Consider the following 17,233-nt stretch of genomic DNA (forward strand, 5'->3'; position numbering starts at 1 on the left):
GCCCTGGCGCAGCGTCCGGATGCGGTCGCGGCGGCCGGTGAGGATCTTGTGGGGGTAGGCCTGGTGTCCGACGTCCCAGATGATGCGGTCGTCGGGGGTGTCGAAGACGTGATGCAGCGCGACCGTGAGCTCGACCACGCCGAGCCCGGAGCCGAGATGGCCGCCGGTGACGGAGACGGCGTCGATCATCTCGGCGCGCACCGCATCGGCGACCGCCTGCAGGCGGCTCTCGGGCAGGTGGCGCAAAGCCGCCGGCTCCTCCAGACCGTCAAGGATCGACGTTACGCTCTCGTTCTCGGCCACGGCATCAATCCTCGTCCTGTCGGGATGGGCGGGCTACTCGACGTCCAGCGGCGCCACGCCCTCGGCGCGTCCCTCGGGGCCGAGCGTGATCCGCTGGATACGGGCCTCGGCCCGCTTGAGCAGCTGCTCGCAGTGCCGCTTCAGCATCTCGCCGCGCTCGTAGATCGCGACGGACTCGTCCAGCGGAACATCCCCCCGCTCAAGGCGGCGCACGATCTCCTCCAGTTGCTCGAGAGCCTTCTCGAAGGGCAGATCGGGCGCGGCGGGGGCATCGGAGCGAGGTGCGGTCATCCCTGTCAGTTTCCTTTGGACCGGTTCTAGGGCGGAGCGTGCGCCCGGGACAACCCGGCGGGCATGGCCGGGCCGCGATGACCCACCGCTTTCGCGCGGCCTGACGTGCCCGGGCAACACCCGCGACGGTGGTACGGTACGCCGCTGTACGCGATCCGGTGGCAGGATTGCGCCTCGCGCTCTTACACCGCGAACTGGAACGGCGCGCCCTCGTAGGCGTCGGCGCCGCGCCCGATCGCGGCGATCGCCGCGACCATGCGCCCGTCGCGCCCGAGGATCCGGTCGGCCAGCGCGACGAAGCGCGGGTTCGGCGTGGCGGAGGGCGAGGCGGCGCGGAGTTCCCGCGCGACCTCGGCCTCGTCGCGCTCGGGGTTCAGGGCGCAGGCCGCGATATAGGCCGCGGCCGTCGATCGGCTGATGCCGGCCCAGCAATGGATGACGAGCGGCCGCTCCCGCGGCCAGGCGCACACGAAGGCGATGATGCGCTCCACGTGGCTCTCGTCGGCGAGAACATGGCCGTCGGTCGCCGCCGCGATGTCGCTCACCGCGATCACCGCGCGGCATTCCGGCGGCACCGTATCCGGAAGGTCCGGAGCGTTGCCGGAGGTGAGCAGGCTGAGGACATGGCCCGCGCCGGTCGCCGCGACGGTCTCGGGCAGGCGCGCGAGGGAGCAGACGTGGAGGGTCGGCATCGGGCCTATCCGGCGAGCGCTTCGAAGCGGGCGATGTAGCGGTCCTGGGCGCGGGCGGTCGGCCAGGGGTCTGCCAGCGCCAGGACCGGTTCGGGCAGGGCCTCGGCCCGGCCGAAATAGCGCGCCGCCTCCTCCCCTGTGAAGCCCGCGAGCCGCACCGCCTCGACATGGGCGGCGATCCGGTCGGCGCGCTTCACGAGGCGGGCGAGGGCCGGGTCCGGTGCGTCGAGCCCGAAGCGGCGGCGGATCGCGGCGAGCAGGCGCCGCTCGACGCCCTTGTAGGCATCGCCGATCGCGGCCTTGAGGGGCGAGATGATGTCGCCGACCACGTATTCGGGCGCGTCGTGGAGCAGGAATTCCAGCCCCTGCGACGCGGTCCGCTCCGGCCGCAGGTGCAGGCCGATCGCCTCGACCAGCAGGGAGTGCTGGGCCACCGAGAAGACGTGCTCGCCCGCCGTCTGCCCGTTCCAGCGCGCGACCCGGGCGAGGCCGTGGGCGATGTCGGCGAGTTCGATGTCGAGCGGCGAGGGATCGAGCAGGTCGAGGCGGCGGCCCGACAGCATGCGCTGCCACGCCCGCGGGGCAGGGGGGCTCACGCGCGGCCCCCGAGCGCCGCGCAGGCCGCGTGCCGGTGGCAGCCGACGAGGTGGTCGTTCACCAGCCCGGTGGCCTGCATGAAGGCGTACACGATGGTCGGCCCGCAGAAGCCGAACCCTTCGGCCTTCAGCGCCTTGCTGACCTGCCGGGAGAGGGGCGTCTCCGGCACGATCTCGGCGCGGGTGCGGGCGCAGCCCTGGAGGGGCGCGCCGTCCACGAAGTCCCAGAGGAAGCGCGAGAAGCCGGGCCCGCGCTCCTCGATGGCGAGCCAGGCGCGGGCGCCGCGGATCGTCGCCTCGATCTTGGCGCGGTTGCGGATGATGCGGGCGTCGCCCATCAGCCGCTCGACATCGGCCGGCGTGAAGCGGGCGATACGCTCCGGCTCGAACCCCGCGAAGGCCTCCCGAAAACCCTCGCGGCGGCGCAGGATGGTGATCCACGAAAGGCCCGCCTGGAAGCCGTCGAGGATCAGCTTCTCGTATAGCGCCCGGCCGTCGTGTTCCGGCACGCCCCATTCGGTGTCGTGGTAGGCCATGTAGAACGGGTCGTGCCCCGGCCACCAGCAGCGGGCGCAGCCGTCGGGGTGCTCGATGAGGCCGGTCTCGGACATGGATCCGCTTTAGCGAGAACAAGAGCGGAACGCTATCGCGCGTGGCGTTGGAAGTCCCGAGCTTTGCACAGGCCTACCTGCGCACGCGCACCCATAACGGGCCCCGCCCTTTCCCGGACGCCTGGAGCGTCAGCGGAAGGTGATCCGGGATCCGGCACAAGGAGACGCGAAGCGTCCGAACCCTGCAACGTCGCTGAAGATCGAGCCGCTTCGCGGCACTTCTCCTGCTGGGTCCCGGATCACCCTCCACTCCGTTCCGGGCGTCCGGGAAAGAGCGCGGGTCCTCTGAAACCGGGCGGCCCGGCACGGGGTCGCGCTCAGGCGGCCGGCGCGCCCGCCGCCTCCGGCATGGCGAAGCCCGCGTAGGATGGGCGCTCCAGCGCCACGGCCCGGTCCCCGGCTCGCAGGGTCTCGCCCGCGGCGAGCGCGTCGCCCAGCCGGTCGATGCGGACCATCGCGAGTCCGCGGTCGCCCGCCGTGCCGCCGGTCGTACCCATCACCTTGCCGCCGGCGGTGATCTCGGTGCCCGGCGCGGCGGCCTCGCCCTCCGGGTAGTGCGCCGCGAGGATCCGGGTTCGCGCGGTGCCGCGGTGCTGCATGCGCGAGACCACCTCCTGGCCGACATAGCAGCCCTTCTTGAAGTCCACCCCGCCGAGCTGGTCCATCAGCGCCTCGTGCGGGAAGGCGTCCCCGAGGGCGAAGTCGCGCCCGCCCTCCGGCACCGCCAGGGCGATGCGGTGGGCGTGGTAATCGTCCGGCGCGGCGTCGGCCGAGAAGGCGCCCTCGGCGGCGTAGAGGCGGGCGCCGAGGCCGGGCGCGCGGGTATCCTCGACGCGCGCGACCTCCGCGGCGGTGGTGGCGCCGTCCCAGGCGGCGGCGACCGCGACGGTCGGATCGGCGGCGATCTCGGCCTTCGCGCGCAGGCGGTAGAGGCCCAGGCGCTTGGCGAGGGCGGGGGCTTGCTCGGCGGCGACGTCGAGGCGGAATCCCCCGGGCAGGCGGGAGATCAGGAAATCGAACAGGATCTTGCCCTGCGGCGTCAGCAGGGCGCCGAGCCGTGCCGCGCCCTCGGGCAGGGTGGCGACGTTGCAGGTCAGCACGCCCTGGAGCAGGTCCGTCGCGTCCGGGCCCGTCACGGTGACGAGGGCGCGGTCGGGAAGCAGCGCGATCGGCATGGAACCTCCATCGCCGCCGCGGGGGTGGCACGCGGCGCGCGCCTGACATAAGCCCCGCGGGAACGGGGCTCAACCGCCCGCCGAACCCGTGGAGACCGTGATGGAGCAGCCCTTCGACCTCGTCCTCGCCGGGGGCACCGTGGTCAACCATGACGGCCAGCACCGGGCCGACATCGGCATCCGGGCTGGCCGGGTCGCGGAGATCGGCGATCTCGGGGGCCGCGACGCCGCCGAGCGCCAGGACTGTACCGGCCTGCACCTGCTGCCCGGCGTGATCGACAGCCAGGTCCATTTCCGGGAGCCCGGCCTCGACCACAAGGAGGATCTCGAATCCGGGTCGCGCGCCGCCGTGATGGGCGGCGTGACCGCGGTGTTCGAGATGCCGAACACGAACCCACTCACCACGACGAGAGAGACGCTCGCCGACAAGGTCGCGCGGGCCCACCACCGCATGCACTGCGACTTCGCCTTCTGGGTCGGCGGCACGCACGAGAACGCCGCCGAGGTGGCCGAGCTGGAGCGCCTGCCGGGGGCCGCCGGCATCAAGGTCTTCGTTGGGTCCTCGACCGGCGCGCTGCTCGTCGAGGACGATGCGGGCGTGCGCGCGATCCTGAAGAACATCCGCCGCCGCGCCGCCTTCCACGCCGAGGACGAACCGATGCTGCGCGCGCGCAAGGGGCTGCGCGTGCCGGGCGACCCGTCCTCGCACCCGGTCTGGCGCTCGCCCGAGGCCGCGCTCAAGGCGACCGAACGCCTCGTGGCGCTTGCGCACGAGACGGGCGCGCGCATCCACATCCTGCACATCTCCACGCAGGAGGAGATGGTGTTCCTGGCCGAGCACAAGGACGTGGCGAGCTGCGAGGTGACGCCCCATCACCTCACCCTCGACGGCACCGAGGCCTACGCCCGCCTCGGCACGCTGGTGCAGATGAACCCGCCGGTGCGCGACGCCGGGCACCGGGCCGGGATCTGGCGCGGTCTCTCGCAGGGCGTCGCCGACGTGCTGGGCTCCGACCACGCGCCCCACACCCTCGAGGAGAAGGCCAAGCCCTATCCCGATTCGCCCTCCGGGATGACCGGCGTGCAGACGCTGGTGCCGATGATGCTCGACCACGTCGCGGCGGGCCGCCTCTCCCTCGCCCGCTTCGTGGACCTGACGAGCGCGGGCCCGCAGCGCCTGTTCGGGATCGCGCGCAAGGGCCGGCTGGCTGCGGGCTACGACGCCGACGTGACCGTGGTGGACCTGAAGCGCCGCGAGACCATCCGCAACGGCTGGATCGCCTCGAAATGCGGGTGGACGCCCTACGACGGCGTCACGGTCACGGGCTGGCCGGTCGGCACGGTGGTGCGCGGCAACCGTGTGATGTGGGAGGGGCAGCTCACCGCGCCCTCGCGCGGCGAGGCGGTGGTGTTCGAGGACGCGCTCGCGGCGGGCTGAGCCCGAATTCTCCCCCCTCTGCGGGGGAGGTCGATCTCCTGGGGCGTGCCCCTTTTCAAAATCGCGCGTGAATCACGACCGGCCCCCTCTCCCATAGGGAGAGGGTTGGGGTGAGGGGTATGACGTATCAGGACCGAGCACGCGGTCGACGCGCGTTCAGCGCCGCGTCCTATCCGGCGGCGTCATACCCCTCACCCGGCTTTCTGCGAAAGCAGACCTCTCCCTATGGGAGAGGGGACCCGCGCCCGATCCGGAATCCGGGCTGCCCCGCGAGGGACCCGGACTGTCCTATCAGGTGCGATCGGCCCGCTCTGCGGGATGGGCTGGCCGCGCGTCACGCCCGCTCGGCGTGCTCCCGCGTCACGAAGGCGATGCGCACGAGGTTCGTGGCGCCCGGCGTCCCGAAGGGCACGCCCGCCACCACGATCACCCGGTCGCCGACGTCCGCGAAGCGCTCGCGCACCGCGAACTTGCAGGCACGCGAGGCCATGTCGTCGACGTCGGACGCGTCCTTCGTCACGATCGGGTGCGTGCCCCAGGCCATGGCGAGCCGCCGGGCGGTCTCGCGCTTCGGGGTGAGCGCGATCACGGTGGCGTTCGGGCGCTCGCGCGAGAGGCGCAGCGCCGTCGAGCCCGAATGCGTCCAGGCCATGATGGCGGTGAGATCCAGCGCATCGACCATCTGGTGGGCGGCCGCCGCGATCGCGTCGGCGGCGGTGTGGTCCGGGGTCGAGGATTGCGCCCGGATGATCGACCAGTAGAGCTGGTCCCGCTCCACCTGCTCGGCGATCCGGCTCATCGTGGTGATCGCCTCGACCGGGAAGGCGCCCGACGCGCTCTCGGCCGAGAGCATCACGGCGTCCGCGCCCTCGTAGACCGCGGTGGCCACGTCCGAGACCTCGGCGCGGGTGGGCACCGGCGCGGTGATCATCGATTCGAGCATCTGGGTCGCCACGACCACCGGCTTGCCGAGGCGACGCGAGGCGCGCGTGATGCGCTTCTGCACGCCCGGCACCTGCTCCAGCGGCATCTCGACCCCGAGATCGCCGCGGGCCACCATCAGCCCGTCCGAGATCTCGATGATCTCCTCGAGCCGCGAGAGCGCCTGCGGCTTCTCGATCTTGGCCATGACCAGGGCGCGGCCGGCCGCGACCTTCTTCACCTCGGCCACGTCCTCGGGCCGCTGGACGAAGGAGACGGCGATCCAGTCGGCGCCCGCGTTCAGCCCGGCCTCCAGGTCGGAGCGGTCCTTGTCGGTCATCGCCGGCAGCGGGATCACCGTATGGGGCAGCGACACGCCCTTGCGGTTGGAGATGCGCCCGCCGACCTCGACGCGCGTCACGGCCCGACCCGCCTCGGCCTCCGTGACGGTGAGGCGCAACTTGCCGTCATCGACCAGGATGGCGTGGCCGGGCTCCAGCGCCTGCAGGATCTCCGGATGGGGCAGGTGCACCCGTTCGGCATTGCCGGGCGCCGGATCCGCGTCGAGCACGAAGGTGGCGCCGTTCTCGATCATCGCCGCGCCCTCCGCGAAGGTGCCGAGGCGCAGCTTCGGGCCCTGGAGATCGACCAGGATCGCGATCGGGCGCTTGGCCTCGCGCTCCACGGCGCGGATCACCTCGACCTTCTCGGGCAGCTTCTCGCGGGCCAGGTGGCTCATGTTGAGCCGGAATACGTCGGCGCCCGCGTGGAAGAGCTTCGCGATCATCTCGGGCGTGTCGGAGGCCGGCCCGAGGGTGGCGACGATCTTCGTGCGGCGCGAGCGTTTCAACAGGGACCTCCGGTCTCTTGTGTCCGGCGGCCGCTCTCTCGATCCGGCGGCCTGATCCGGCATCGCGGCCAATGACCCCGCGCCCGAGCCGGCGTCAAGGCTCGGCGAAGCTTTCGCCGGTGTTTCGCGCCGGGCGAGTTCCCGCATCGACCGACCTCCTGCGTCGGAACGAAGACGAGCCGGCTCGCGACACCGTGTTCCTGCGCGCTGCGGGAAAACTTCACGCCGTCTCGATGCGGCGCGACACGATGCGCGCGGCGCTCGGTCCGCTCAATGGGCCGTGCGCTGCTCCGCGACGGGGACCTCGCGCGGGACGCGTTGCGGGAGACCGATCCGTCTGGGCACGGGATAGGCCGCGAGGCCGAGCAGCATCCGCGCCCCGGCAATCGCCGCGAGCGTTTCCGGACCCGCACCCTCCCAGCGCGCCGCGTATTCGAGCCGGTCGAGCCGCTCGGCGAAACGCTCCGCCGCAGCACGGTCACGGCCCGGCGGGGCCTCGGCCAGCAGGGAGAACAGGCTTTCGAGAACGGGGCTGACCGGATCGACGGACGGCATCGTGCCAATCTCCGCTGCGGCTCGCGTCACGGTTAACGGATCGGACGATCGCGCGCCGCATCAAACGTTAAGCTCAACTGGCGCGGGCCCGGCGCGGGGAAAGCGCGGCGCTACGCCCTATCTGCCGGCGGAGAGGCGGGGGCGCGCGACCCGGCCCGACGGAACCCGAGCGGGAGGAACCGATGCTGCAGAATCCGATCGAGCCGCGACCGCCCGAGCTGCAGGCGCCCTGGCGCACGGAGCGGCGCGCCGCCCTGCAGGCTGAGGCCCGCGCCTTCGCCCGCGACGTCGTGCTGCCGCTCGCCGACGAGCTCGATCCCCGCAAGGGCGAGATGCCGCGCGCGCTCATCGACCAGATGGCGGCGAAGGGCTGGTTCGGCATCACGATCCCGGCCGAGCACGGCGGCATGGGCCTCGGCGTGTTCGAGTACTGCCTCGTCTCGGAGGAACTCGCCCGCGCTTGGCTGTCGGTCGGCAGCATCCTGGCGCGCGGGCAGGGGCTCGGCACCCAGACGATCGACGACGCGCGCCGCCTTGACCTGCTCGCCAAGTCCGCGCGGGGACGGTGGATCGGCAGCATCTCGCTCTCCGAGCCGACCGCCGGCTCGGACCTTGCTGGCGTTCGGACCCGGGCGGTGCGCGAGGGCGACGACTGGATCCTCACCGGCACGAAGCGCTGGGCCGGGTTCGCGCTGGCGGCCGACTTCATCGAGGTCCTGGCCCGCACCCGGGACCCGGAGCCGGGCGAGCCGCGCTCGGCCGGGCTCGAACCCTTCCTGGTGGTGAAGCGGCCCGGCACCTTCCCGGAGGGCATGACGGGCCGGGCCATCGACAAGGTCGGCTATCACGGCTTCCAGACCTACCAGCTCGAACTCGACGGGGTGCGCGTGCCCGAGAGTGACCGGCTCACCGGGCTCTACGGCGACATGGGCGCGGACGCCGATTCGGGCGGCTTCGCCGCCGTGCAGCGCGGCCTCAACATCGCCCGCGTCCACACCGCCGCCCGGGCGGTCGGCGTGGCCCGCGCGGCGGTGGAGGACACCCAAGCCTACCTGCAGGAACGCGAGCAGTTCGGGCACCCAATCGCCGAGTTCCAGGCGCTGCGCTTCGCGCTCGCCGACATGGCCGCCGAGGTCGCGCAGGCGCGGGCCTTCTGGTGCCAGGTCGCCCACCTCCTCGACCAGGGAGAGCCGGCCGAGAGCGAATCCGCGATGGTGAAGCTGCTCGCCACCGAGATGGCCGTGCGGGTGACCAACCAGGCCATGCAGCTCCACGGCGGCAACGGCTACACCACCGAGCGCCGCGTCGAGCGCTACTGGCGCGACGCCCGCCTCACCACGATCTTCGAGGGCACGAGCGAGATCCAGCGCCGCATCATCAGCGACCGGATGCTGCCGCGCGCCTGAGGCGCCTCAGGTCCCGCCGAGGAGCGCCGCGAACCGCTCGACCAGCCGGCGGCCGACCTCGTCCTTCGGAAGCGTCGGCCAGGTCTCCAGCGCGCCGTCGCGGCCCAGAAGGTGGATGGTGTTGCGCTCGCCGCCCATCACCCCGCCCGCGGGCGAGACGTCGTTGGCCACCAGGAGGTCGCAGCCCTTGCGGGCGAGCTTGGCGCGGGCATGCTCCAGCACCCGGTCGGTCTCGGCCGCGAAGCCGACGACGAGGCGCGGCCGGTTCTCCGCCAGACCCGAGACGGTGGCCAGGATGTCGGGATTCTCGACGAGCGCCAGCGGCGGGGGAGCCGAGCCGTCCTTCTTGATCTTGCCCGCCCGCTCGGCGGCCGGACGCCAGTCGCCGACCGCCGCGGCGAAGACCGCGAGGTCGGCCGGCAGCGCGTTCTGCACCGCCGCCAGCATCTCGCGCGCCGTCTCGACGCGCACGACCCTCACCCCGGCCGGATCGGGGATCGCGACCGGCCCGGAGACCAGGGTGACGTCGGCGCCGGCGGCCGCAGCGGCCTCCGCGATGGCGTGGCCCTGGCGGCCCGAGGAGCGGTTGGCGAGGTAGCGCACCGGGTCGATCGGCTCGTGGGTCGGCCCCGAGGTCACCAGCACGCGCCGTCCGGCGAGCGCGCCCGAACGGGCGCCCAGCATCGCCGCGACGGCGTCGGCGATCTCGGTGGGCTCGGCCATCCGGCCGGGGCCGGTCTCGTTCTCGGCCATGCGGCCGGCGTTGGGGCCGACGACCCGCACGCCGTCGCCGACCAGGGTCGCGAGGTTGCGCCGCGTCGCCGGGTGGGCCCACATCCGCACGTTCATGGCGGGCGCGATCAGGATCGGCAGGGTGGTGGCCAGCAGCACCGTGCCGGCGAGGTCCGGCGTCTGGCCGGTCGCCATCCGGGCCATCAGGTTGGCGGTGGCGGGCGCCACCACCACGGCGTCCGCCTGGCGCGCCAGCTTGATGTGGCCGATATCGGCCTCCTCGGCGCGGTCGAACAGGTCGGTATGGGCGCGCTCGCCCGCGAGCGCGGCCGCCGCGAGGGGCGTCACGAATTCCTGCGCGCCCGCGGTGAGCACCGGGCAGACGGAGGCGCCCCGCTCGCGCAGGCGCCGGATCAGGTCCAGCGCCTTGTAGGCCGCGATGCCCCCGCCGATGACGAGGAGGATGCGGCGGTCGGCGAGCGGCAGGGTCATGGGGGAGCGTTCTACCGGAAGGCCAGCACCAGCGCACCGACCGCGATGCCCCAGAGCGCCAGGGTCTGCAGGACGGCCCGGCGGCGCTCGTTGCGGGCGAAGCGCTCGATGCGCTGCGCGTCGCCGGTGCCCGACTCGTCGAGGCGCACGATCACCCGCTTCAGGCGCTGGGCGAGGTCGGGGAACTCCGCCACCACGTCCGCGAGGGTGCGCAGCGCGTCCGCGCCCTGCTCGAGGCGCCCGACGGGGCCGAGGTTGCGCCCGATCCAGGCGCGCACCACGGGCTCGGCGGTCGTCCACATGTCGAGCCGGGGGTCGAGCGAGCGGGCGACGCCCTCGACCACCACCATGGTCTTCTGCAGCATCACCAGTTCGGTGCGCGTGCTCATGTCGAAGAGCGCGGTGACGTCGAACAGGAGCGTCAGCACCTTGGCCATCGAGATCTCGTCGGCCCGGCGCTGGTGGATCGGCTCGCCGATCGCCCGGATCGCCTGCGCGAAATCCTCGACCGAGTGGTGCGCCGGCACGTAGCCGGCCTCGAAATGCACCTGCGCGACGCGGCGGTAGTCGCGCATGATGAAGCCGAGCAGGATCTCGGCCAGGAAGCGCCGCTCGTTGCGCCCGAGCCGGCCCATGATGCCGAAATCGACCGCGACGAGCTTGCCCTCCGCGTCCACGAACAGGTTCCCCTGGTGCATGTCCGCGTGGAAGAAGCCGTCCCGGATGGCGTGGCGCAGGAAGCTCTGGATCACCGCCCGGCCGACCGCCTCGGGGTCGAGCCCGGCCGCCACGATCTCGGCCTTGCTGTGCAGCTTCGTCCCGTCGATCCACTCGGAGGAGAGCACGTCGCGCGCCGTCAGCTCCCATTCGGGCTTCGGCACGCGGAAGTCGGGGTCGTCCCGCGTGTTCTGGGCGAGTTCGGACGCCGCCGCCGCCTCCAGGCGGAAATCCATCTCCATCATCACGGAGCGGGCGAGGATCTCGACCACCTCGCGCGGGCGCAGCCGCTCGGCCTGGGGCGAGAGCGCGTGGACCACGCGGGCGATGAAGCGCATCACCTGCAGGTCGCGCTGGAAGCGCTCGCGCACGCCCGGCCGCATGATCTTCACGGCGAGCGCGCGCTGCGTCCCGTCCGCGTCCTGCACGACCGCCTTGTGCACCTGGGCGATGGAGGCCGCGGCGATCGGCTCGCTGAAGGCCGCGAACAGGGCGGTGATCGGCTTGCCGAAGGCGGCCTCCACCACCCGGACCGCAATCGCCTGCGGGAAGGGCGGCACCCGGTCCTGCAATTGCTCCAGGTCGTGGGCGGCCTTCATGCCGACGATGTCGGGGCGCGTCGCCAGGAACTGGCCGAACTTGACGTAGCTCGGCCCGAGCCGGGTCATCGCCGCCGAGAGGCGGGCAGCGCCGTCGCCGAGGCCGGGCCGCTCCAGCGAGCGGCCGACCTTCAGCGCGAGCCGCAGGTGCGGCGGCAGCTCGGAGGGGTCGACGAAGGACAGAGCGCCCTCGCGCGCCAGCACGAAGCCGACATGGGCGCCGCGCGCCAGGTGGAAGACCGCGCCGAGCATCGGATCAGCCCTCTCGGCCGCGCCGCGACGCGCTCACGAGACCTTCCAGCCGGAATGGATGGCGACGATGCCGCCGGACAGCGGCCGGTCGGTGACGTGGCGGAAGCCCGCCTGCTCGATCAGCCCCGCGAAGGCGCCGCGCGTCGGGAACTTGCGGATCGATTCCACGAGGTAGCGGTAGGATTCCGCGTCGCCCGCCACCCGCGCGCCGATGCGCGGGATCACGTGGAAGGAGTAGGCGTCGTAGATCCTGTCGAGCACCGGCAGGTCGACCTGCGAGAATTCGAGGCAGAGGAAGCGGCCGCCGGGCTTCAGCACGCGCCGGGCCTCGGCGAGCGCGAGGTCGATGCGCGGCACGTTCCGGATGCCGAAGGCGATGGTGTAGGCGTCGAAGGTAGCGTCCGGCAGCGGCAGGCTCTCGGCGTTGCCAGTGACGAAGTCGATCCGCCCCTTGAACCGTTCGGGCGCGCGCTCGGCGCCCACGCGCAGCATCGACTCGTTGATGTCGAGCACCGTCACGTCGGTGCGCGCGCCTCCTGCGTCGAGCACCCGGAAGGCGACGTCGCCGGTGCCGCCCGCCACGTCGAGGTGGCGGTGGGGCCGGCTCCTCGACGGGCGCAGCATCGAGACGAGCTGCGCCTTCCAGGCCCGGTGCAGGCCCGCCGACATCAGGTCGTTCATCACGTCGTAGCGGCGGGCGACCGAGTGGAACACCGCGTCCACGCGGCCCTGCTTCTGCGCGAGCGCCACCCGCTCGTAACCGAAATCGGTGGTCTCGTCGGCGGCCATGGGCTTCTCCATGGCCGCCTCCATAGCGAAGCCGTGCCGGGAGCGCCATCGGGCGCAATCGCACGGGACGGGTTCTCCCAGGCTACGCGACCGTTCGGCCGGCGGTCGGTCCTGGCCGATAGAGACCCAGATCCTCCCAGCCGATCGGCTCCTGCGCGGGATCCAGCCCTTTCAGAAGGGCCGAGTATACGGCCTCGGCCTCGGACGAGCTCGGGTCCTTCCCCGCCGCGATCACGGCGGTCAGCGAGACGCCGCGCCGATCGAGGCCAAGCGCCTTCTCGATCGTGGCGGCGAGCAGGTCGGGCGTCTTCTGTTTCTTCAGGGTCTCTACGGTCTCTTCGTCCAGGCTCAGGCGCTCGGCGATCGTGTCGATCATTTCCGGGTCGCCTGGCTTCGCCGTCAGTTTCGCGAAGGTTTCGCCGAGCGCAGCCACGAATTCGGATTGCGTCGCGTAATCGTCGGGCTCGATCCCGAATACGTGTCCGACGCGCACCAGCATCGCGCTCAGTTCCTTCACGGGATTCGGGCTGTTCACGCTGAACAGGGCCGCGTTGGACTCGGCCTCGGTTCGGTGCGCACTCGGATCGACGGATGACGACAGGAGGTTGTTCGGGTTGGAGTCCGACTTCCGCGCGACGGCCGCTGCGGATGATTGCCGCAACAGCAGGAGAGCCGTCGATCCGGAGGTCACAGATGAGAGCATGTCGTCGACCCCGCGGATCAGGCTCGGCGAGACCGCACCGATAGGCCCGAAATCTAATCGGTCCTGGTGATCGCCGGAGCATCGGATGTCCGGAATTGTTGACTCCGATGCGTGAAGATTGAGTAGCCGTCGCCCGCCTCGGCCGCGAGGGCCGGACCGTGGCACGGGGCGAGGGCCGTTCCCATCTGAGAGGCGCGCCGCTTCCGGCCGCGACATAGGACGACATGCCCGAGCTTCCCGAAGTCGAGACCGTGCGCCGGGGGCTCGTGCCCGCGATGGTCGGCGCCCGCTTCGCCCGCGTCACCCTGCGGCGGCCGAACCTGCGCTTCCCCTTCCCCGAGCGCTTCGCCGAGCGGCTGGAGGGGCGGACGGTCACGGATCTGGCCCGCCGGGCGAAGTACCTGACAGCGCATCTCGATTCCGGCGAGACGCTGGTGATGCATCTCGGCATGAGCGGGCGCTTCGACGTGGCGATGCCGGACGGGCGAAACCTCTCGCCGGGCGACTTCTACCTCGAGGGGGCGCAGGGCGTGCCGAAGCACGACCACGTCGTGATGGCGATGGGCACGGGGGCCACCGTCACCTACAACGACGTGCGCCGCTTCGGCTTCATGGATCTGGTGCCGACGGCCGACCTCGCCGCCTCCCGTCACTTCGCCGGCATGGGCATCGAGCCCCTGGAGCCGGGGCTCGACGGCGCGGTGATCGCGCGGCTCTTCCGCAACCGGTTCACGCCGCTGAAGGCGGCGCTGCTCGACCAGCGGCTGATCGCGGGACTCGGCAACATCTACGTCTGCGAGGCGCTGCACCGGGCGGGGCTCCACCCGGAGACGCCCGCGGGATGTCTGGCGAAGGCGGACGGCAAGCCGACACCGAAGGCGACGCTGCTCGCCCGCACGATCCGGCAGGTGCTGACCGAGGCGGTCGCGGCAGGCGGCTCGACCCTGCGGGACTACGCCCACACCGACGGCAGCGCGGGCGCCTTCCAGCACGCCTTCCGGGTCTACGACCGCGTCAACGAGCCCTGCCGCGCGCCGGGCTGCGGCGGCACGGTGGCGCGCATCGTGCAGTCCGGCCGCTCGACCTTCTTCTGCGCGACGTGTCAGCCAGCGTTCAAGGCGTGAGCGCGGTCAGCAGCTTACCTGCATCTGCGTGATCGCCCCGGAGGATCGGGCTCGAACCGCGCCGCGCCCCCTCTCCCGTGCGGGAGAGGGTTGGGGTGAGGGGTGAGAACTCTACGAAAGAGGCGCAAGGCTGCCGAGCGAGCCTGTCATGCCCGATCCTGACAGTTCTCGTTCCTCACCCGGCTTTCTGCGAAAGCAGACCTCTCCCGCACGGGAGAGGGGACTCGCGCCTCGGCCGGAACTGTGCGGATCGCAACATATCAGTTGAACAGCGAGCCCACCCCGCCCTGCACCCGTCCCAGGCCCTGCTTGGCCACCGCGTTGTTCGGGTCGATGCCGGCGGCGCGCTGGTAGTTCTCCAGCGCCTCCTTGCGGCGGTTCGACTTCTCGTAGGCGAGCCCGCGATAGGCCCAGGAGGTGGCGTCCTTGTTGTTGACGTTGAGGGCCGCGTTGTAGTCCTCGATCGCCTTGTCGTACTGGTTCGTGGCGATCAGGCTCTGGCCGCGGGCCGCGTAGGGCGCGGACACGAAGGGGTTGCGGTCGATGGCCGCGTCGAAGTCGGCGATGGCCTGGCTGTTCTGGCCCTGCTTCTGCCGCACGAGGCCGCGGGCGTGGTAGGCCTCGGCCGATTCCGGCATCAGGCGGATCGCCACGTTGAGGTCGGCCAGCGCGCCCTCCACGTCGCCTTGGGCTCGCAGCACGTTGGCGCGGCCGATATAGGCGGGGCCGTAGTTCGGGTCGGCGTTGATCGCCTTGCCGAAATCCTGCAGCGCGGCGTCGTTGCGGCCGGTCTGGCGCAGTGCCAAAGCGCGGTTGTTGTAGGCCGAGCCCGAGTTCGGGTCGATCTGCACCGCCTTGGTGAAGTCGGCGATGGCCTCGCTGAACTGGCCCGCGCGGGCGTAGGCGGCGCCGCGGGTGTTGTAGGCCGCCGCGTCACCGGGATTGCGCTGCACCACCTCGGTCAGCGAGGCGATGTTCGTGGTGGTCGCGCCGGTGGTGTCGGTCTCCAGCACCGCGAACTGGCGCGGGGCGGTGGCCACGCTGCCCATGGTCTCGCAACCCGCGAGCGCGACGGTCGCCACCAGGGCCGACCCGACCAGCGCCGTCCGCGACGCGCGCACGCTCATCCACCTCATCACCCGCTCCCCTCGGGGCACGATCCGCAGGTTCGTCCCCTCAAAACCCTGTCCGTCGCGCCGATACGCCGACGCTCGCTCCGGTCGGCAATCCCGCTGGACCGGACGGACGGCGGGACGATCGCGCGGCGCGGTGAACGCGCGCTTAAGACCGGGCGACGATGTCCCTGGAAGCCAGAGGATGTGGCGAAGGTATGGCCCCCCGGTCGGACGGCGTCCCCGAGGGCCGCTCGAGCCGCACGCGGCCGGCCGACTGTGTTCCGGTGGACTCAGTCCGCCCGGGGCAAGAGCCGCGTGACGTGGCCCATCTTGCGGCCGGCCCGGGCCTCGCCCTTGCCGTAGAGGTGCAGGTGCGCGCCGGGCTCGGCGAGGATCGCCCGCCAGTCGCCGGCCTCCTCCCCGATCAGGTTGCGCATCTCGACCGCGAGCCCGCCGGTGCGGGCGGCCTCGCCCAGCGGCCAGCCGCAGACGGCGCGCACGTGCTGGGCGAACTGCGAGGTCAGCGCCCCCTCGATCGTCCAGTGCCCGGAATTGTGCACCCGCGGGGCGATCTCGTTGACGATCAGGCGCTCGCCGGCCTCGTCGCGCACCAAGAACATCTCGACCGCCAGCACGCCCACGTAGTCGAGCGCCTCGGCGATGCGCCGGGCGATCTCGTAGGCGGCCGCGCCCGTCTCCGGCGACAGGCCCGGCACCGGTACCTGGGTCAGCGCCAGGATGTGATCCCGGTGCTCGTTCTGGCAGAGGTCGAACGCGGCAAAACCCCCGTCCTGCCCGCGGGCGGCCACCACCGAGACCTCGCGCTCGAAGGGCACGAAGCCTTCAAGGATCAGCGGCGCGCCGCCGAACTCGGCGAAGATCGCGTTGCGGTCGCCCTCGGCCGCGGTGCGGATGATGCGCTGGCCCTTGCCGTCGTAGCCGAAGCGGCGGGTCTTGAGCACCGCCGGCAGGCCGATCGCGTCGAGGGCGCGGGCGAGGTCGTCGGGCGTGTCGACCTGCCGGAACGGCGCGGTCGGGATGCCGAGGCCGTTGATGAAGCTCTTCTCCGAGAGCCGGTCCTGCGTGGTCGAGAGCGCGTCGGCGCTCGGGTGCAGCGGCGCGTGGCGGGCCAAGAGGTCCGCGGTCTCGCGCGGGATGTTCTCGAACTCGTAGGTGATCGCCTCGACGCTCTGGGCGAAGCGGGTCAGCGCCTCGGCGTCGTCGTAGGCGGCGCAGGTCGCGACCGCGGCGACGTCGAAGGCCGGGGAATCGGCGTCGGGCGCGAAGACGTGGACCTTGAGGCCGTAATTCGCCGCCGCGAGCGCGATCATCCGCCCGAGCTGGCCGCCGCCGACGATGCCGAGGGTGGAACCGGGCGCGAGGGTTCTGGCGGTCACGGGTGCTCGGTCTCCGGCCGCTCGGCCACGGCGGCGGTCTGGGCGGCGCGCCACGCGTCGAGGCGGTCGGCCAGTCCCGCATCGGTGAGCGCCAGCACGGCGGCGGCGAGGAGCGCCGCGTTGACGGCGCCCGCCCGGCCGATGGCAAGCGTGCCGACCGGGATGCCGGCCGGCATCTGCACGATCGACAGCAGGCTGTCCTGGCCCGAGAGCGCCTTCGATTCCACGGGCACGCCGAAGACCGGCAGGCTCGTCATCGCGGCGGCCATGCCGGGCAGGTGCGCGGCCCCGCCCGCGCCCGCGATCACCACGCGGAATCCCGCCGCCCGCGCGCCCTTGGCGAAGGCCACGAGCCGGTCCGGCGTGCGGTGGGCGGAGACGATGCGGGCGTCGTAGGCGACGCCCAGCGCGTCGAGGGTCTCGGCGGCGTTGCGCATGGTCGCCCAGTCGGACTGGGAGCCCATGATGATCGCCA

Annotated in this window: 18 protein-coding genes; 3 read left to right on the forward strand and 15 right to left on the reverse strand. The window is 72.2% G+C overall.

The window, feature by feature from the left end; genetic code table 11:
* From MFF56_RS17905 to ygfZ, 6 genes are all read right to left on the reverse strand, one after another.
* On the reverse strand, positions 1-303 hold a 303-nt coding region (locus MFF56_RS17905; RefSeq protein ID WP_373324109.1), incomplete at its 3' end, for a 1-deoxy-D-xylulose-5-phosphate synthase N-terminal domain-containing protein.
* Between the two features lie 33 nt (positions 304-336).
* The gene (locus tag MFF56_RS17910) at positions 337-594 is read right to left on the reverse strand and encodes an exodeoxyribonuclease VII small subunit (protein WP_066920146.1); all 258 of its coding nucleotides are present in this window, start codon (positions 592-594) and stop codon (positions 337-339) included.
* Positions 595-776: 182 nt separating this feature from the next.
* Positions 777-1,286 carry a tyrosine phosphatase family protein gene (locus tag MFF56_RS17915; RefSeq protein WP_066920147.1) on the reverse strand — a complete coding sequence of 170 codons (510 nt, stop codon included), beginning with the start codon at positions 1,284-1,286 and terminating at the stop codon, positions 777-779.
* A 5-nt stretch (positions 1,287-1,291) separates the two neighbouring features.
* On the reverse strand, positions 1,292-1,849 hold the full coding sequence (locus MFF56_RS17920) for an HD domain-containing protein (protein WP_066920148.1): 558 nt from the start codon (positions 1,847-1,849) through the stop codon (positions 1,292-1,294).
* Positions 1,850-1,878: 29 nt separating this feature from the next.
* Positions 1,879-2,493 (reverse strand): DNA-3-methyladenine glycosylase I, encoded by a 615-nt coding sequence (locus MFF56_RS17925; protein WP_066920149.1) that lies wholly within the window; start codon positions 2,491-2,493, stop codon positions 1,879-1,881.
* A 317-nt stretch (positions 2,494-2,810) separates the two neighbouring features.
* Positions 2,811-3,668, reverse strand: a complete 858-nt coding sequence (gene ygfZ, locus MFF56_RS17930) for a CAF17-like 4Fe-4S cluster assembly/insertion protein YgfZ (RefSeq protein ID WP_066920150.1) — start codon at positions 3,666-3,668, stop codon at positions 2,811-2,813.
* A 100-nt stretch (positions 3,669-3,768) separates the two neighbouring features.
* On the opposite strand from ygfZ, the gene MFF56_RS17935 reads away from it, so the two are divergent.
* Complete coding sequence (locus tag MFF56_RS17935) at positions 3,769-5,106, forward strand: dihydroorotase (RefSeq protein ID WP_066920151.1); 1,338 nt, start codon at positions 3,769-3,771, stop codon at positions 5,104-5,106.
* 334 nt (positions 5,107-5,440) lie between these two features.
* Here MFF56_RS17935 and pyk read toward each other — a convergent pair whose 3' ends face one another.
* Positions 5,441-6,877: a pyruvate kinase gene (pyk, locus tag MFF56_RS17940; RefSeq protein WP_066927506.1), complete on the reverse strand. Its 1,437-nt coding sequence runs from the start codon at positions 6,875-6,877 to the stop codon at positions 5,441-5,443.
* Between the two features lie 270 nt (positions 6,878-7,147).
* Positions 7,148-7,432: a hypothetical protein gene (locus MFF56_RS17945; RefSeq protein WP_066927508.1), complete on the reverse strand. Its 285-nt coding sequence runs from the start codon at positions 7,430-7,432 to the stop codon at positions 7,148-7,150.
* Positions 7,433-7,614: 182 nt separating this feature from the next.
* On the opposite strand from MFF56_RS17945, the gene MFF56_RS17950 reads away from it, so the two are divergent.
* On the forward strand, positions 7,615-8,838 hold the full coding sequence (locus MFF56_RS17950; protein WP_066927510.1) for an acyl-CoA dehydrogenase family protein: 1,224 nt from the start codon (positions 7,615-7,617) through the stop codon (positions 8,836-8,838).
* 6 nt (positions 8,839-8,844) lie between these two features.
* On the opposite strand, the gene coaBC is transcribed toward MFF56_RS17950, so the two are convergent.
* The 4 genes from coaBC to MFF56_RS17970 form a co-directional block, all read right to left on the reverse strand.
* Entirely contained in the window at positions 8,845-10,062 is a 1,218-nt protein-coding gene (gene coaBC, locus MFF56_RS17955) for a bifunctional phosphopantothenoylcysteine decarboxylase/phosphopantothenate--cysteine ligase CoaBC (protein ID WP_066927511.1), read from the reverse strand.
* A gap of 11 nt (positions 10,063-10,073) precedes the next feature.
* Positions 10,074-11,630: a 2-polyprenylphenol 6-hydroxylase gene (gene ubiB, locus MFF56_RS17960; protein ID WP_066927513.1), complete on the reverse strand. Its 1,557-nt coding sequence runs from the start codon at positions 11,628-11,630 to the stop codon at positions 10,074-10,076.
* A gap of 33 nt (positions 11,631-11,663) precedes the next feature.
* Entirely contained in the window at positions 11,664-12,419 is a 756-nt protein-coding gene (gene ubiE / locus MFF56_RS17965) for a bifunctional demethylmenaquinone methyltransferase/2-methoxy-6-polyprenyl-1,4-benzoquinol methylase UbiE (protein ID WP_066927532.1), read from the reverse strand.
* A gap of 82 nt (positions 12,420-12,501) precedes the next feature.
* Positions 12,502-13,110, reverse strand: a complete 609-nt coding sequence (locus tag MFF56_RS17970; protein WP_066927515.1) for a hypothetical protein — start codon at positions 13,108-13,110, stop codon at positions 12,502-12,504.
* Between the two features lie 236 nt (positions 13,111-13,346).
* Between MFF56_RS17970 and mutM the strand changes: the two genes are divergently transcribed.
* Positions 13,347-14,246 carry a bifunctional DNA-formamidopyrimidine glycosylase/DNA-(apurinic or apyrimidinic site) lyase gene (mutM, locus tag MFF56_RS17975; RefSeq protein ID WP_066927517.1) on the forward strand — a complete coding sequence of 300 codons (900 nt, stop codon included), beginning with the start codon at positions 13,347-13,349 and terminating at the stop codon, positions 14,244-14,246.
* Positions 14,247-14,506: 260 nt separating this feature from the next.
* On the opposite strand, the gene MFF56_RS17980 is transcribed toward mutM, so the two are convergent.
* The 3 genes from MFF56_RS17980 to purE all read right to left on the reverse strand — a co-directional run bounded on the left by MFF56_RS17980 (position 14,507) and on the right by purE (position 17,222).
* Complete coding sequence (locus MFF56_RS17980; protein ID WP_156454041.1) at positions 14,507-15,373, reverse strand: tetratricopeptide repeat protein; 867 nt, start codon at positions 15,371-15,373, stop codon at positions 14,507-14,509.
* A gap of 278 nt (positions 15,374-15,651) precedes the next feature.
* The gene (locus tag MFF56_RS17985) at positions 15,652-16,758 is read right to left on the reverse strand and encodes a 5-(carboxyamino)imidazole ribonucleotide synthase (RefSeq protein WP_066927520.1); all 1,107 of its coding nucleotides are present in this window, start codon (positions 16,756-16,758) and stop codon (positions 15,652-15,654) included.
* Positions 16,755-17,222, reverse strand: coding sequence for a 5-(carboxyamino)imidazole ribonucleotide mutase (purE, locus tag MFF56_RS17990; protein ID WP_066927534.1), 468 nt, complete (start codon positions 17,220-17,222; stop codon positions 16,755-16,757). The genes MFF56_RS17985 and purE overlap by 4 nt, the downstream gene beginning before the upstream one ends.
* Positions 17,223-17,233: the final 11 nt, after the last annotated feature.

The sequence above is a fragment of the Methylobacterium hispanicum genome, from assembly GCF_022179285.1.
Taxonomy (GTDB): domain Bacteria; phylum Pseudomonadota; class Alphaproteobacteria; order Rhizobiales; family Beijerinckiaceae; genus Methylobacterium; species Methylobacterium hispanicum.